We start from the raw sequence: 14,598 nt of genomic DNA on the forward strand, positions 1-14,598 counted from the left end.
TGTTCGCGTCAGGCCAGCAAGTCATCCGGAGATTGAGGATTACGTCTGCTACCGCGAAATCATCGCAAACAACGCAGTCCTGAATCCACGCCCAGTGCACCATCGCCTCTGCAGATTACCCATGTGTTCACCTCTTGGATAGAGGGCGAGCCAGTTCGGCTTCCCGCCACTTCTGCCATTGCAGTCGTAAAGTCTTCGTGGAAACTTCAACTGCATCCTCCAGGACCTCGGCTTTCAGCACGCGTTCTGTTCGAAAGTGGCGAAAGGCGTGTTTCGATTCACACCATGCGATCAATAGAGAGTGAGTATCCGCATAGCCAAGAAGCACCGGCCAGATGACGCGATGGCTCTCACTGCCATCAGTAGCCCGATATTCAATCCGCATCTTTTTCCCTTCCCTGATAGCCCGCCTGAAGGGGCGACTGTCCCATAAAGCCTTTTCGGTCATGCCGTCAGGCTTCAGGCTGACCGTGGGCTCCGCGATTAGCGAAAGCAAATGCGCTGGAACGGAGGAGGAGATTTTGGAGATGACATCTCGGGCGGCGGTCGTAATGGCAGGATCGCCGAGCCTTGCCACCATTTGCGCACCAAGCAGTACCGCCTCGATCTCCTCCGCCGTCAGCATAAGCGGCGGCATGTCGTATTGTGGATCCAGCACGTAGCCTAATCCTGCTTCTCCATCGATCGGCACGCGTTGGCCGATCAGATGGGCGATATCGCGATAGACCGTCCGTCGCGCCACCTCAAGTTCCGCCGCAATCCGAGCCGAGGTGACGGGGCGGCTCGACCGCCGAAGGATTTGAATGATCTGAAAAAGACGCTCCGCTTTTCGCATCCGTGCTGACTCCTGCTGCCACAACGTTGGCAGCAGGACTGTGTCACAAATCCGGTAGATAGCGACTTCCTTTAGAGGAGAACGATCATGAAATTCGCATCTACCCGTCTCGTGGCGGAAGACATCAAAAGCCTTGTGGCCTTCTATGAGCTGGTCACAGGCTATCGCGCCGATTGGCTTGCTCCAGTCTTCGCCGAAATCGTTACGCCTGGAGCAGCTTTGGCGATCGGCAGTGCGGAGACCGTCGCGCTGTTCAAGGCGGGAAGCGCAGAGCCAGGAGTCAACAGGACGGCAATCCTCGAGTTCATGGTGGAGGATGTTGACCGGGAATTCGCGCGACTGAAGGACCAGATCGAAGTGGTGCACGAACCGAAGGATCTTCCGTGGGGAAATCGCACTGTCCAATTTTCTGATCCGGAGGGCACGCGCGTCGCGCTCTACACACCCGTCACGGAGGCAGCGAAGTTACGCTTTACCGGTCGCTGATGTCGGGACTGGTTTCCTTATGTCTCAATACCCCCTCTAGGCTTTTGCCAGCGTGGGGCGCACAACATTCGCCCTTCATGCCCTTGAACGAATGCGACGGCACTGTTAAATATATACAGGTAGACTGTATATCTGTTTTATGAGGATTTGACATGGCTGTCGAGCCGAAGGCGGTTGTCCGCCGGTTCAATATAGAGGTTATCCAGGAGGGAAGCGAAGCTGCTTTCCGAGAACTGATGGCGACGGATTTCGTCAATCACGCAGCCCCACACGGAGCGCCTAATGGTCCGGAAAGCATGTGGAACACATTCCAGAACATCCTGCGTCCCGCACTATCCGGGCTGACCGTCAATATTCATGACCAGATCGCCGAGGGGGACAAAGTGACGACCCGTAAGACTATCACGGGCACGCACACAGGCTCACTGCTTGGTATTCCCGCGACAGGACGAGAGGTGTCCATTTCTGTCATCGATATTGTGAGGGTTGAGGAGGGACGCTATGCCGAACATTGGGGGCTGAACACATTGCCAACGGTTCTGGCTGAGCTTTCAAAGCCATAAGTGTCCGGTCAGCACAGGCGATCAATGATCTGGATCGCCGCCTCCAGCACGCGCCTCTCCTCATCGGTGAGGCGTTCTTCGATCAGGGTCGCGATCTTCAATGTCCGAGCTTCACGGGACTGGGACAGCCTCTCCCGCCCTTTCTCTGTAATCGACAGCAGTTGGCTGCGCCGGTCAGTGGGATTGGGCATCCTGCTGACCAAGCCCTCTGCCTCAAGCTGGGCGCTCACCAAGCGCATGCTCTGATGCCGGACGTTGCGGAGTGTGGCCATGTCGGCGATACTGAGCGGACCGTTTTGCTCGAGAACTAGCAACGTTTCGGACTGTGACGTCGTGGGCGTATCCACCTGCGTCCTTACGCTGCGAACGAACCGTCCAACGGTGGAGCGTAGTCGCTCCGCAATGACGGGTGACGTTCCCTCCTGTCCCAGCGCAGCCTCTTTGACTTTCATTTGTTCGCTCTTTCAGCGTCGAAGTTCCCTGCACTCTTGCCACAGAGCAGGGCCGGGCGAAAATCCAAAATCATTCGGAGCTCGTTCTGTTTGTTTGTCGCATGCAGCAGGGGCGAGCACAGTTGTTTTTGCCGGGCCCCATCTTAACGGGCATTCCGACACGACTTCGAGGTACCAGGGATTTGGATTGGATCATTGTTACTGAGGCACACTGCCATACCCTTTGGCAGAAATGGCGCTGAACTCCTCGAGATCGAGATCACGCTCAAGATCGTGAAGTGTCTCGTCGTCGATCTGGTCAAGGCGGTGTAGTCTAATCAATGCGGACCGGCCCGCAGCGACGCCGGCAAGGATCACGTCGAAATGCGCTGCTATATCTCGATCGCGTTCACTGTCCGTCCCCTTGAAACTCGCTGATAGTGTCGCACGTCGGCGATAGGTTTCCAGTAGCCGGGGATGCAACAATGTGCCGTCGGCGGCGTAGGCATGGGATTGCACGCCGGCATACTGCGCCTGGACGACAAACGCCTCAGCACCGACAAGATCCAGCGGCGGCCGTGTTCTCTGATCCTCGCCCGGGCGTAGCAATCGGATCACCAGACCGAGCGTTGTGCCCTGTATTAGAACTGTAGCGAGGATGACAGCGAATGCCGTCACCAGCATCAGATCCCGACCTGGCATCTCCTCTGGCAACGTGAGCGCAAATGCAAGTGTCACGACCCCGCGCATACCGGCCCAACCCAAGACGAGAGCTGCACGCGGCCCCATGGGCTCCACGGAGGCCAATCCCGCCCGCCTTAGCAGCTTTAGAACGAGGTCCGAACCGAAGATCCAGGTGAATCTGGCAACCGTGACAGCCGCGACGATCGCAAGAACGAAAATCCCCATTTCATCAACAATTGTGGCTAGCCCTCCAGCACGCTCAAGAACGCCACGCAACGAGAAGCCGATGAGGATAAACACAGCCGCCTCAAGTAAGAAAGTGAGGGACTGCCAAGAGGCAGTCCCTCTGATCCGGGTAGGGCCTTTGAAAATGACGTGCTGATACCAACCGCAAATCAAGCCTGCAGTCACAGTCGCGATCACACCGGAAACATGCAGCCGTTCGCCCGCGAGATAGGCGACCCAACACACGAGAGTTGAGGCGGCGATCTTAGTCGATCGTCTTGAAGTCCCGGCACCAGTGAGACCCATGCTACAGCGATCGCAGCACCGACAGCGATCCCGCCTGCAAGCAGATATGAGAAGCTGACTATGGCTCCTTGGATGCTAAACACACCGGTTAGAACTGCCCCGACTGCAAAGCGTACAAGGACCAAGCCGGTTGCGTCGTTGAGCAGGCTTTCGCCCTCGAGCAAAGTGGCTAGCCGCCGCGGCAACCTGACATGCTGGAGGGCCGCACGCGCTGAGACTGCGTCAGGCGGCGATACAATAGCACCAAGGGCTGCACAGGCCGCCCAAGGGAGATTTGGCACGAGCAATTTCGTCACGACGGCAACGACAACAGTTGTGAACAGAACTGCGCCAACGGCAAGCGAGATAATTCCGGCGAAATGTCGGCGGAACGAAGCAAGCGCTGTGAACCATGCGCTGTCGGCAAGGAGAGGTGGCAGGAAAATGACTAGCATGAGCTCCGGATCGAGTTCAATCACAGGCAGGCCCGGAATGAATGCCAGCGCACCGCCTCCTGCAAGCAAGGTGACAGATGGTGGGAGAGACAGACGGAGAGCCAGATAATGCAGCGCGACAATCGCCACAAACATCCCAACGACAAGCTCGAAAAGTTCAACCGAATGCATCATGGCCTCCTGCAAGTAAATTGGTCGCCGGGATTATCGCAACCCCTTGGCATCGGCGCCGCATGGAACGAGTAAATGCCGGCGGAAACGGTAGAACATGAGGTCCGGCGACAGCCATCTGACCATTTCGAAGGCTTGGACTGCACTCCCGGGACCGCTCAAATACCGAGCACATCTTCATGTGCTCGGTCTGCTTCAGCTGTGTGCAGAGCACCTCTGCAGGCCATAAAAACTGCGGCCCATGCGAGGTCCGGAGGAGGCTGGATCCTTGACCTGAGCTGCATCAGCTCGGTCGGGCTCTACTTTGTCTGGATTGACGCCGTAGGGTTGGCTCTGCTGGCGAGTGCTGCAGATGCCTCGGACCAGGATGTATCACCCGGGTAAAGAGCCGAGCGCAGATAGGCCCAGGTGAGCCGCTGCACAAGGCCAAGCCTTTCGGGGTCCTGGTCCTGGGACTCCGCGACGTCATAGCCGGACACGCCGCCAAGCGCATGCTTTGCACCGAACATCGTCAGAAGGGTCTTTGGTCCGGGGCTGAAGGTATATGCGTCCGAGCGCCAATCTTTCCGAATTGCGAAATGCTCGGTCTGATCAAGATCGCCAGCGACGACAAGTGCGGGAGCCGTCATCTCTGTGTAGACAGTGTTGCGCAGCACTTTGTAATGTTCCGACGCGAACGGCGCCAGATCACTTCCGTTGCCTGGAGGGGCCAATAAAACCCCTGCCTTGACCCGTGCAGCAGGCAGGCTCCATTCCTTTCCATCAACCGGGTCTTTGACCCGCATGCCCGCCAGCATGCCTACGGTGTGGCCACCCATCGAATGGCCCACAGCCGCGATCCGATCAGCGTCGGTGCGATCCGCAAGGCCTGGGACGGCGGCGAAGATCTCTTCGAGGTGATCGAGGATAAAATGCATATCCTGCGCACGTGACAGCCAGAACAGGGGACCTTCGGGCCCGTTTGGATCGAGACCGAGCGCCTTTGAGTCCTGGTGTGTGGGCTGGATGACGACGAAGCCATGCGCGGCATAGAATTCGGCAAGCGGATTGTAACCTCGCAGGGACGACAGATAGGTCGACTGACCGTGGCCGTGGGATAACAGGATCACCGGCAGTTCACGTCCAGTGACCGGAGCCGAAACCTTGATCTGCAGCTCGGTTTGGCGGCCTGGCACGGTGAAGGTGATCGGGCTGACGGACATGAATTGTGTCGGCGCGCTCACCGGGATGTAGTCAGCTTCGTTGATGGGATTGCTCATGGAATGTTTCTCCTCTTTGTTATCTTCTGCAAAGGTCGAGTTCAGACGACCGTCGGCAAACGCGGCGACGGCTAGCGTGGCGCAGGCGGTCATGATGCCGCGCCGACTAAGCTTGAGATGGCTGTCGCCGAGGCTTTCTTTGCATTGCTCCGTGTCGATATCGCTGTTCATGAGTCTCTCCTGTCAGAAGGGCCCGCTGCGATCGGCTTCGGGCAATTGCCAGTGGTTGACGCGGTGCAAATGGCGCTAGTCTCGAACTTGTGGATGACCTTCGTCCTGCATCGCCTGATAAACCTACCCCCCGATCTCCCGTCCGGCATTGGCATGTTACGCCATCATTGTTGCAGACGCCGCCAAACAGATCGCAGTTTGCGTCGATGCTGGGACCGAAACGCCAGTCCGCCACGTGATGAGCAACGCAGGTTCGAAAACTCAACGGCTTTCCGGCGTCGGAGAGAACGCGGTTTGGCCAGTTGTTTTTTGCAGGAAGTTTGGCTGGGGGGCGCCGCCCCAGCGCGTGTGGGTCAGAGGCAAAAGGCCACAAATTCAATCGTCCGCGCATCAACGCAAATCAGCGCTGGGGACAGTGAGGGTCAGCAAGCGCGAGGAGTCGCGCAAAAGGGCCGTCGCAGATCTGACTGTTAGACGGCTTGGTCTCAGCGTCCTCGGATGTTTCCGCTGAGCCCGTAGACGGCTTGTGGTTGAGACACGCCTTTGAGTTGGAAGTTTCCGAGATGCTCCGTCGGAGCTTCACATTGCTTGGCAAAGCTCTCCGAGAGAAGAAGCTGCCGTTCGAGCCGGTCGCAAAGAGCCTCAAGGCGCGACGCTTCGTTGACGACACGGCCGATCACGGTGAAGTCGAGACGCTGGGCGGCGCCAATATTGCCGTAATAGACCTCGCCAAGGTGGAGCACCAAATCAACGTCAATCCGGGGCGCTTCGTCAGGCAGACGCGACAGGTTCAGTGTATCGGTTGCGGCGGCTGCATGCTGGGCGGCCGCAAGCGCAGCACGGCAGGCGGCGATCGCGGAATCTTCAGCGGATAGAACTGGGAATATCGCCAAAAGGCTATCTCCGATAAGCTTCAGTATCTCCCCGCCCTCAGCTTCGACCGCAGAACCGATCGCTTCAAAGTGTTCGTTTAGCCATTGCACGATTTCACCCGGCGCATACTTCTCGCTGAGCTGTGTAAAGTTTTTCAGGTCAGCTAACAGAATTGCCGCATAAATTGCTTGGCCTTTCCCGCGCTCGATTTCTCCTGCCAGAACACGATTGGCCGTTCGCGGGCCGACATAAAACCTCAATACGTCTGACACCATTCGTGAAACGACCATCCGGTGGATGGCCAGGCCGAGAGCCGGCAATATCGCGTCGAATGAAGAGATATTGTCCGCCCTGAATCCTTCGGGATGCGTGGTGGCAATCGATATCGCGGTTCCCGAAATCACAGACGCTTCGGAGAATTGCACAATCCGAAGGACATAATCGGTATGCCCTTGGCGGGCTAAAGACACGAGGTGCGGGAACGCTATCGTTTCGCCGTCTCGCAGGTCCCATCGTCCACCTGCTTTGCCTTCCTCAAGTAACTGTTGGATCGCGGATTGCTTGAGTTCGAGGTCCTCCGCATCACCATGCCCCGTTGTCTGCACATGCACGCCGTCATCTGCACGCCAGGTTGTTGTCACCACTTGATGAAGCGGGTGAAGCGACGGGAAACTGATCTCAAGCGTTCGCAATGGCATTATGGCGGCCATGAGCGCACCAAGTTCCGCCACAAAAGTTTTCGGGTCTTGGCTCGTTGTGCCTTCCGCCAGAATCCAGCGCGTGATTTCGGTGGTCTGATCAGATTGGCGTTTCATAACAGCTATTATCCAAAAGACGAAAGGTGGGCCACGTTGGCAGCTCAACTGCCTCTTCACATGTGGCTCTGATCACGTGAGCGCAGAATACATGTGACGCCGCAGCAGGCTAGCGCGGAACGTTGCCAGTCTTAAAAATGCTTTCAGCCTTCGGATCGCCGCGGAGGTTCTTGCTATCTTCACGGCTTCACCTTCAAACCGGAGGCCATCAGCGAGAATGCCTCGATTGCTTTCGGCAGCACCTCGGCCGGATTGTTGCTTGCCGCTACCCAGAGAGCAGCATTGAGGGCCGCACCATTGAGAAGCCGCGAGGCAGCCTCGATATCGACGGGTTTCATGACCCCGCTCTCGACCAGCAATCGAACGCTCTTACGCGTCTCAGCAAGGCAGCTGTTCTGGCTTGGCCATTGCGACGGATCGCCAAGCACAGCCGGACCGTCGAGCAGCACGATCCGCTGGATTTCCGGATCGAGCGCCATTTCGATATAGGCGGTACCTTCGGCCAGCAGGGCCGGCCAGATATCACCGTCATTCTTGCCGGCCCTCTTGGCTCCGATCTCGCGTGCACGAGCCGCCATTTCTCCGTCGAGTTGATCGACGACCGCCGCCAGAAGACCGCGCTTGTCGCCGAAATTATGATACAGCGCGCCACGCGTCAGGCCGGCATCAGCCGTTAGTTCGTCCATCGATGCCTGCGCATAGCCTTTTTCCGCAAAGGCCTTGCGCGCAGCAGCGATGAGCTTTGCGCGGTTCTCCTCCATTTTTTCGAGACGTTTTCCAGCCACGTGAGACCCCATAATTCAGATACGCAGCGTATCTGGACTTGACATACGCAGTGTATGCGAACATTCTGCATACGAGCCGTATATCAAATTCGGCCGAGACTTGGAAGTCACACTCCCAAGTGCGCAATTACCAATCGCAGAGAAAGCTCAGATCATGACAACACGCGAACCTATTTTCCCACCGAATCGCCACGCCCTTTACGAACAGCATGGCTATTCTGCCGCTATCCGTTCCGGTGACCTCCTGTTCGTCTCAGGCCAGGTCGGCAGCCGCGAAGACGGGACTCCCGAGCCAGATTTTAAGGCCCAGGTCGAACGTGCCTTCGCCAATCTCGAATCCGTGCTGGAAGCTGCCGGCGCTGGCATGGACGATATCATAGACGTGACGACATTTCACACCGACCCGGAACAGCAGTTTGGAGCGATCATGGAAGTCAAGAACAGCGTCTTCCCTTCCGCGCCATATCCCAATTGGACAGCAGTCGGTGTGACCTGGCTCGCCGGGTTCGATTTCGAAATTAAGGTCATCGCCCGCATTCCCTTGCCAGACTGATACGCCGCCTGTCGAAGAGTGGATAACGCGATTTCTTCGTGTGGCAAAAATGAAGCGGCATGGCACGACCTTATTCGAACGGTCCGAAGAAGCTTCGTTATTTCACTGTTTTTTTCCATCTCTGGGATCGGAAACCGCGTGCCAATCGAACAGTGCTCGGAAAGGGTTGGAACTCGTTCAACGGACGCTCACGCCTTTCCGTTGACGGCCGCGAATACGGTTGGACAAAAACTGGCAGGTTTTCGGAGATCCACTGAACCGGCCGGGCAGGGGATTAGCGTCTGCCTCATTCCTCCAATATTCAAAGCCTACCACCACGCCGGCGTTGGCCGGCGTGGTGACTGATGACGCGGATATTGCCAAAGCCGAAACACGATGGATGGTGTCGCGCTATCGCGTGCCCGACAATCGCTTAGGCAGCGAGGCGATCGGTCGCGGGACGCCTGCGGAGAAGCGCGATTCCGATGGCCGGCGGGTCATACGCTGCATCGAGTGGGCCTACATCGGTCCCTGGAGGGCAGATCTCATCTATCCGATCAAGGATTTCATCAGACAGACCAACTTCCATGCCATTCAGAAGGTCGTCAAGGTGCTCCATCTTACGCGGACCGATCAGGGCTGCGGTGACCCCAGGGTGAGCCAGAACGAAAGCCATGGACATATGCGTCAGTGACAGACCGGCTTCCTCCGCTACCGGAATAAGCTGCTCAACCGCGTCGAGCCTGCGCTCGTCCGACATCTGCTTGGGGAAACGACGCGCACGGCCACTGTCAGGCTGTGCCTGGCCCTTTCGATAACGGCCCGTCAGCATTCCCATAGCCAGAGGGCTCCAGACCATGGTGCCCATTCCGTATTTCTCGCAGATCGGCAATACTTCCCGCTCGATACTGCGGTTGAGGATGGAGTAAGGCGGCTGTTCTGTGCGAAATCGTGCTAAGGCGCGCCGCTCTGCAACCCACTGGGCCTCGACAATCTCCGAAACGGGGAAGGACGACGTTCCAATGGCACGGACTTTGCCGGCGCGCATTAGATCTGTGAGAGCCGACAGTGTCTCTTCGATGTCAGTATCGGGCGACGGGCGATGGACCTGATAAACATCGATGTAGTCGGTTTGCAGACGACGAAGCGAATGCTCGACTTCCTGTACAAGCCAACGGCGCGAGTTGCCCCGCTGGTTTGGATCTTCGCCCATCGGCATATGCGCTTTGGTGGCGAGGACGATGTTCTCGCGCCGACCTTTCAGGGCTTTTCCGACAATCTCCTCGGATTCACCGCGGCTGTAACCATCGGCGGTGTCAATGAAATTGATTCCGGCATCCAGCGCCTTGTGCGTGATGCGAATGCAATCGTCGTGATCGGGATTGCCTGCAGCACCAAACATCATTGCGCCGATGCAATAGGGGGATACCTTGATGCCGGTCTTTCCAAGACTACGATACTGCATGACTAAGCTCCTTCTGCAGACGTTCATGATGGAGCGAAAGTAGTCAGTGGCACCGGCAGAAGCATTCACCAACTACGCCACTGGAGTTGCAGTTGACGCCAAACTGCCCGTCGCATCAGTGAGCGTGGCTTGGCATGTTCGCGAAGGTCTTTGAGATCCTTTAAAAGGGGGGCAGGGGCCTCCGATCAAAGCTCGAATTGATGTATCGAATCTGGAACGCCTCAGTGCAAGGGCGCCCGTTCTACAGCTTGGGCTCGCCAGTTCTGCGGTGTTACGCCCTGCCATTCCTTAAATGCCCGATAAAACGAGCTTGTATCTTGGTAGCCCAGCAGAATAGCCACCTCATCGATGCTGATAGTCTGATCCACGAGGAGATTCTCTCCCAATTCCTGCCGCGCTTCAGCCAGCAGCTGCCGGAAAGTCGTGCCGTCTTCCGTGATACGACGCTGCAAAGTACGTTCACTCGTGCCCAAGTCTCGCGCGACGTTCGAAACGTCGGGTCTACCGCTCGCGAGACTGCGCTTTAGAACAACCTTCACCTGCTCTGAAATAGTGCTTTCAGCTTCAAGGTCACTCCGGGCGGCTGCAAGTGCCGGCGTCAGAAGCTCCAGGAACTCGGAGTTATGGCCGGGGAACGGTCGATCAAGGTCACTGGACCTCATCACGAGGAGGTTGCGCGGCGCGTCGTAGCGTATCGGACATCCGAAGAACGTTTCGTGCTCGAGGCTACGGGAGCCCGCGCGGGCGAGATCAATCCGCACGGGCGTGATATGCTGGCCGGTCCCCTTACGCCCCAGTTCCACAATGAACGCGAATGAGAGGTCGATCGACAAAGCCGGCTCCGATTGCATCGAATAAGGCCATTCTTTCGTTATAGAGAATTCGCCACCCTTTTCGGTGATGAGAAACTTCTCGCAGGTGCTGAGTCGCTTAAAGCGGTCGATACGACCCAAAGCGTCGCGATAGTCCGCTGCGTAGCACGCAGCCAAAAACGCCGGCTGATGACCGGACCTATCGAATGCATTGACAAGCTTGATTGCGAAGCCAGGGTCATCGGCGAGTTCTTCCACCGCTCTGTATACAGCAAAGATCTGTGCGGTGGACAATAGTACGTGCGGGTTCAAATGGAGCGTCGCCGGGAGGCGTGCATGCCGCAAGATGGCGGCGGGCTTCACCCCAGCTTCTGCAAAAGCGCGCCAGAATGCCTGCGGCATCTTGCATCGGTCAGCTGGCATCCCATTCATGGCGACTATCTCCACCTCGGTATTGAACTTGTTCTCTTTGGCTCGCGTTTCTTGGAGTTTAAGGAGCGAAAGTGCACGAACCTTGAACTGACCAAATGGATATCTCCCAATCAGAAGAACCACTCGTCATCATAAGTTCAATGAGACGCAATCGAAATGGCGCAACGCGCCATCAAAATTGCGATCCACGCCAACGGCCCAGTCGGTGCACAGACATAGATCTTCGCCCGTTAGGTGGGCTTACCGATCAACTCACCGCTCCGAGTTGATCTTTGAAACGGCACGTCCTGTTCCGGCCCGGAGTCCGCTTCCGTGCTCCGCTGGTCATCGTGCACCGCGACGAGACGGCCCCTTCTCAAATAGAAGGTCGCAGGTTCGTATCTGTTCAAGAGCGTTCGACCTATCAGGCAGTCAGTGCCAAGCCACCCTGACGCCCGATTTCCCTCCTAATTTCCACGACCAGGCTATCGAGAGCCGGATTTCTTACCTTACGTGCCCGCCGGATCACGTAAGCCAAGGATGGCGGAGCAGGCAAACGATCGGTCATTATCTGCATCTCCCCTCGGATGTGGCGGTCGCTCAGCAATGCCACACCCATTGTGGCGTTGACGGCGGACACAATCCCAGCGGCGCTTGAACACTCAAAGACGGTCTCGAGAACTGCATTTTCCTGGCCGATGTCCAGCGCCCATTGCCGGTAAAAGCATTCGTCATCAAACGACAAGAACGGGATCGGTTCACCCTGTCGTATCATCAGTTCGGGATGCTTCACCCAGTGAAGGTCCTCTCTGTAGAGCACCACATCGTTTGGTCGGACCTCGTGATGAAAGATTTGGACGATTGCGGCATCAAGCTCGCCGCGCTTGAGCATGCCGCGCAGCACCAAGCTCATGCGAACCTTGGTACGGACCGCAACATTCGGATGAAGACGCTTGAAACGGCCAAGGATGCGAGCCAGATCGGTGCATGCCGTGTCTTCCGTCAGCCCAAGCAGAAGTCTCCCGGCAAGCGGCGTCTTGGACAAGCTTAACAAAGCCTCGTCATGCAGCCCCAGAATGCGGCCAGCGTAGTCCAGCAGGTCTTCGCCCGCAGCCGTGAACATTGGTCCTCCCGATTTTCGCCCGAGCAACTCGCAGTCGAGGCTGATTTCCAGCCGCTTGATTTTGTGGCTGACCGCGGACTGGGAGAGACCAAGTGCAGCGGCTGCTCTGGTAATGCCGCCATGGTGGCGGATCGCGGACAGCGCCCGCAAAGCATCGATTTCGAGGCGACGACTATTCAGTTGGTTCATGGCCATATCCGTCAGTTTGTCCTGAAACGAAAACTATCACGAACTGAACAAGCATGACATAAGCCTTAAGAATTTCATGTGTCTATCGATATTTGTCATGTGCGGTTTCTGCGTTTTCCCCATACCGCTAGATCGTATTCCCCCACGATAGAGCGCCACGATGACCCACACCTCGCCTGCCTGCGCCTCAACCCGCCGCCATCCGCTGTTATGGCCATTGCTCGCCACACTCCTGATTATCGGATGGAGTTCGGGCTTCGTCGGTATTCGGTATGCCAACCAGGAGGCGAGCGTCATGCTCCTCCTGTTCTGGCGGACTTTGCTGTCAGGTCTGATCCTTCTGCCATTCGCCTTGGCCATCGGGCCAAGGATTTCGATGCGCGCAATCCGGGATCAGGCGCTGTTCGGCATCATGGCGGTCTTCCTCTATCTGGGAGGCTTCGCGCTCGCCATCGAGCAAAGGGTGCCCACCGGGCTCGTCGCGCTGATCTCCGACCTACTTCCGCTGGCCATCGCGGCGCTTTCGCAACCTTTCCTCGGTGAACGGCTAACGAAGCAGCAGTGGGTGGGCACCGCGATTGCCGTGGTTGGGGTGTTGATCGTGTCCTTTGACAGCCTCAGCCTCGGCACAGCTCCGGTCTGGGCTTATGGCTTGACGGTCGGTTCGATGCTGGTGTTCGCCGTCGCCTCGGTCCTGCACAAGAGGCGCACAATGCGGCATATGCCCGTTCACCAAAGCCTTTGCATCCAGACGCTGATGGGTTCGGTTCTCTTCGGCCTCTGCGCATGGACGCAGGGCAGTCTTGCCCCACCCATGACTCGTGACTTTGCAATCGGGATGGTCTGGCTGGTCCTGTTCGCCACGTTCCTCGCCTATACGGTCTACTATGCCAGTCTGCGGCTGTTTCCTGCTGCCAAAGTCAGTGCAGCCATATACCTCAGCCCACCCGTGACGATGCTTTGGGCATGGATGTTGTTTTCGGAGCCTTTGACCGTTGCGATGTGTGCCGGCTTGGCGGTTACCTTGGTGGGTGTCTGGGTGACATCCCGGGGATAGGCTGCTCGCCTCGATGTGTGACGTGTCATCCGGTCAAGCGGCGATCTGGGTTTTCCCAGCACTCTCGCGTACATCCCTGGCCGGAGGCGAGCCGAACAATCGGCCGTATTCGCGTGTGAACTGGGGAATGCTTTCATAGCCGACCGCATAGGCCGCATTGCTGATCGCGGCACCCTCGGAGATCATCATTCGCCGGGCCTCGATGAGGCGAAGCTGCTTTTGAAATTGCAAGGGCGAGAGCGAGGTCACCGCGCGGAAGTGCTGGTGGAATGACGAAATGCTCATACCGGCAGCTTCAGCCAGATGCTCCACCGGGAGCGTCTCGGCATATTCGGCTCTGATGACGGCCACGGCCCGTGCGATCCGGTTGGCATGGCTGTCGGCGAAACCAAGTGCACGGATGCCCACTCCATGACGGCCGCTGAGCAACCAATAGTGCATTTCCCGCACCAACTGGGCCTGAAGAATAGGGATCGAATCGGGGCGATCAAGGAGACGCATAAGCCGGAGCGCTGTGTCAGCCACTTCCGCTTCGGTCTGGTCGACACGAATGGGAACAGCCGCCTCCGTCTGTGCAACGCCGATCTCCAGAACAAGCGACTGCGTGACCGCCGGATCGATGTCGAGGACCAGGGAATAATAGGGTACCGCGGCATTGGCGCGCGTGATCTGGCTGACGTTCGGTACATCGGCTGCAATCAGAAGGGAGTCGCCCGCGCCGAAATCGAAGGTCCTGCTGCCCATTGTCACGCGCTTGGCTCCCTGCAGGACCAACGCCACAAGCGGCTTCGAAATCGCGTAGTGCATTTCGCTCGGAGACGTCGCGCGCATCGCAAACAGGCCCGGAATCGGTGTCTGCGCGACGCCGTACCTGTCGGCATTGGCATCCGCATAACGGCGGACGCATTCAAGGAGGGTGCTGTTCACAATGTATCATCCGATGCTCAGGATCGATGAGTGCAATAAAGCGC

At 57.5% G+C, this 14,598-nt stretch carries 13 protein-coding genes and 1 pseudogene; 4 read left to right on the top strand and 10 right to left on the bottom strand.

All coding sequences use genetic code 11. The features are described from left to right. Positions 1 to 127 precede the first annotated feature (127 nt). Entirely contained in the window at positions 128 to 835 is a 708-nt protein-coding gene (locus QTJ18_RS00950) for a helix-turn-helix transcriptional regulator (protein WP_252755061.1), read from the bottom strand. Positions 836 to 922: 87 nt separating this feature from the next. On the opposite strand from QTJ18_RS00950, the gene QTJ18_RS00955 reads away from it, so the two are divergent. Together QTJ18_RS00955 and QTJ18_RS00960 are read left to right on the top strand one after the other, a co-directional pair. Next, entirely contained in the window at positions 923 to 1,321 is a 399-nt protein-coding gene (locus QTJ18_RS00955; protein ID WP_252755060.1) for a VOC family protein, read from the top strand. A gap of 152 nt (positions 1,322 to 1,473) precedes the next feature. After that, positions 1,474 to 1,884 (top strand): ester cyclase, encoded by a 411-nt coding sequence (locus QTJ18_RS00960; RefSeq protein WP_252755059.1) that lies wholly within the window; start codon positions 1,474 to 1,476, stop codon positions 1,882 to 1,884. Between the two features lie 8 nt (positions 1,885 to 1,892). Here QTJ18_RS00960 and QTJ18_RS00965 read toward each other — a convergent pair whose 3' ends face one another. From QTJ18_RS00965 to QTJ18_RS00985, 5 genes and pseudogenes are all read right to left on the bottom strand, one after another. Continuing rightward, complete coding sequence (locus tag QTJ18_RS00965; protein WP_252755058.1) at positions 1,893 to 2,336, bottom strand: MarR family transcriptional regulator; 444 nt, start codon at positions 2,334 to 2,336, stop codon at positions 1,893 to 1,895. Positions 2,337 to 2,534: 198 nt separating this feature from the next. Further along, positions 2,535 to 4,135: pseudogene (locus tag QTJ18_RS00970) on the bottom strand (cation:proton antiporter). Between the two features lie 299 nt (positions 4,136 to 4,434). Further along, on the bottom strand, positions 4,435 to 5,394 hold the full coding sequence (locus tag QTJ18_RS00975; protein WP_301557743.1) for an alpha/beta hydrolase family protein: 960 nt from the start codon (positions 5,392 to 5,394) through the stop codon (positions 4,435 to 4,437). 656 nt (positions 5,395 to 6,050) lie between these two features. Then, positions 6,051 to 7,253 carry an adenylate/guanylate cyclase domain-containing protein gene (locus QTJ18_RS00980; RefSeq protein ID WP_252755056.1) on the bottom strand — a complete coding sequence of 401 codons (1,203 nt, stop codon included), beginning with the start codon at positions 7,251 to 7,253 and terminating at the stop codon, positions 6,051 to 6,053. 179 nt (positions 7,254 to 7,432) lie between these two features. Beyond that, positions 7,433 to 8,038: a TetR/AcrR family transcriptional regulator gene (locus QTJ18_RS00985; RefSeq protein WP_252755055.1), complete on the bottom strand. Its 606-nt coding sequence runs from the start codon at positions 8,036 to 8,038 to the stop codon at positions 7,433 to 7,435. A 154-nt stretch (positions 8,039 to 8,192) separates the two neighbouring features. Between QTJ18_RS00985 and QTJ18_RS00990 the strand changes: the two genes are divergently transcribed. Beyond that, a complete protein-coding gene (locus QTJ18_RS00990) occupies positions 8,193 to 8,591 on the top strand; it encodes a RidA family protein (protein WP_252755054.1) in 399 nt (132 codons plus the stop codon). A 412-nt stretch (positions 8,592 to 9,003) separates the two neighbouring features. On the opposite strand, the gene QTJ18_RS00995 is transcribed toward QTJ18_RS00990, so the two are convergent. The 3 genes from QTJ18_RS00995 to QTJ18_RS01005 form a co-directional block, all read right to left on the bottom strand. Beyond that, the gene (locus QTJ18_RS00995; protein ID WP_252755053.1) at positions 9,004 to 10,035 is read right to left on the bottom strand and encodes an aldo/keto reductase; all 1,032 of its coding nucleotides are present in this window, start codon (positions 10,033 to 10,035) and stop codon (positions 9,004 to 9,006) included. 221 nt (positions 10,036 to 10,256) lie between these two features. Further along, a complete protein-coding gene (locus QTJ18_RS01000) occupies positions 10,257 to 11,402 on the bottom strand; it encodes an AraC family transcriptional regulator (RefSeq protein ID WP_252755052.1) in 1,146 nt (381 codons plus the stop codon). A 280-nt stretch (positions 11,403 to 11,682) separates the two neighbouring features. Beyond that, a complete protein-coding gene (locus tag QTJ18_RS01005) occupies positions 11,683 to 12,570 on the bottom strand; it encodes a LysR family transcriptional regulator (protein ID WP_252755051.1) in 888 nt (295 codons plus the stop codon). A 160-nt stretch (positions 12,571 to 12,730) separates the two neighbouring features. Between QTJ18_RS01005 and QTJ18_RS01010 the strand changes: the two genes are divergently transcribed. Further along, positions 12,731 to 13,627, top strand: a complete 897-nt coding sequence (locus tag QTJ18_RS01010) for a DMT family transporter (RefSeq protein ID WP_252755050.1) — start codon at positions 12,731 to 12,733, stop codon at positions 13,625 to 13,627. Between the two features lie 33 nt (positions 13,628 to 13,660). Here QTJ18_RS01010 and QTJ18_RS01015 read toward each other — a convergent pair whose 3' ends face one another. Next, positions 13,661 to 14,554: an AraC family transcriptional regulator gene (locus tag QTJ18_RS01015; RefSeq protein WP_252755049.1), complete on the bottom strand. Its 894-nt coding sequence runs from the start codon at positions 14,552 to 14,554 to the stop codon at positions 13,661 to 13,663. Between the last annotated feature and the right edge of the window lie 44 nt (positions 14,555 to 14,598).

Origin of the sequence: Rhizobium sp. SSA_523, assembly GCF_030435705.1 — a bacterium.
GTDB lineage: Bacteria > Pseudomonadota > Alphaproteobacteria > Rhizobiales > Rhizobiaceae > Neorhizobium.

What these genes read in the sequence shown, in the direction of transcription:
- QTJ18_RS00950 (WP_252755061.1), bottom strand. Translation starts at nt 835, where the DNA reads ATGCGAAAAGCGGAGCGTCTTTTTCAGATCATTCAAATCCTTCGGCGG.
- QTJ18_RS00955 (WP_252755060.1), top strand. Translation starts at nt 923, where the DNA reads ATGAAATTCGCATCTACCCGTCTCGTGGCGGAAGACATCAAAAGCCTT.
- QTJ18_RS00960 (WP_252755059.1), top strand. Translation starts at nt 1,474, where the DNA reads ATGGCTGTCGAGCCGAAGGCGGTTGTCCGCCGGTTCAATATAGAGGTT.
- QTJ18_RS00965 (WP_252755058.1), bottom strand. Translation starts at nt 2,336, where the DNA reads ATGAAAGTCAAAGAGGCTGCGCTGGGACAGGAGGGAACGTCACCCGTC.
- QTJ18_RS00975 (WP_301557743.1), bottom strand. Translation starts at nt 5,394, where the DNA reads ATGAGCAATCCCATCAACGAAGCTGACTACATCCCGGTGAGCGCGCCG.
- QTJ18_RS00980 (WP_252755056.1), bottom strand. Translation starts at nt 7,253, where the DNA reads ATGAAACGCCAATCTGATCAGACCACCGAAATCACGCGCTGGATTCTG.
- QTJ18_RS00990 (WP_252755054.1), top strand. Translation starts at nt 8,193, where the DNA reads ATGACAACACGCGAACCTATTTTCCCACCGAATCGCCACGCCCTTTAC.
- QTJ18_RS00995 (WP_252755053.1), bottom strand. Translation starts at nt 10,035, where the DNA reads ATGCAGTATCGTAGTCTTGGAAAGACCGGCATCAAGGTATCCCCCTAT.
- QTJ18_RS01005 (WP_252755051.1), bottom strand. Translation starts at nt 12,570, where the DNA reads ATGAACCAACTGAATAGTCGTCGCCTCGAAATCGATGCTTTGCGGGCG.
- QTJ18_RS01010 (WP_252755050.1), top strand. Translation starts at nt 12,731, where the DNA reads ATGACCCACACCTCGCCTGCCTGCGCCTCAACCCGCCGCCATCCGCTG.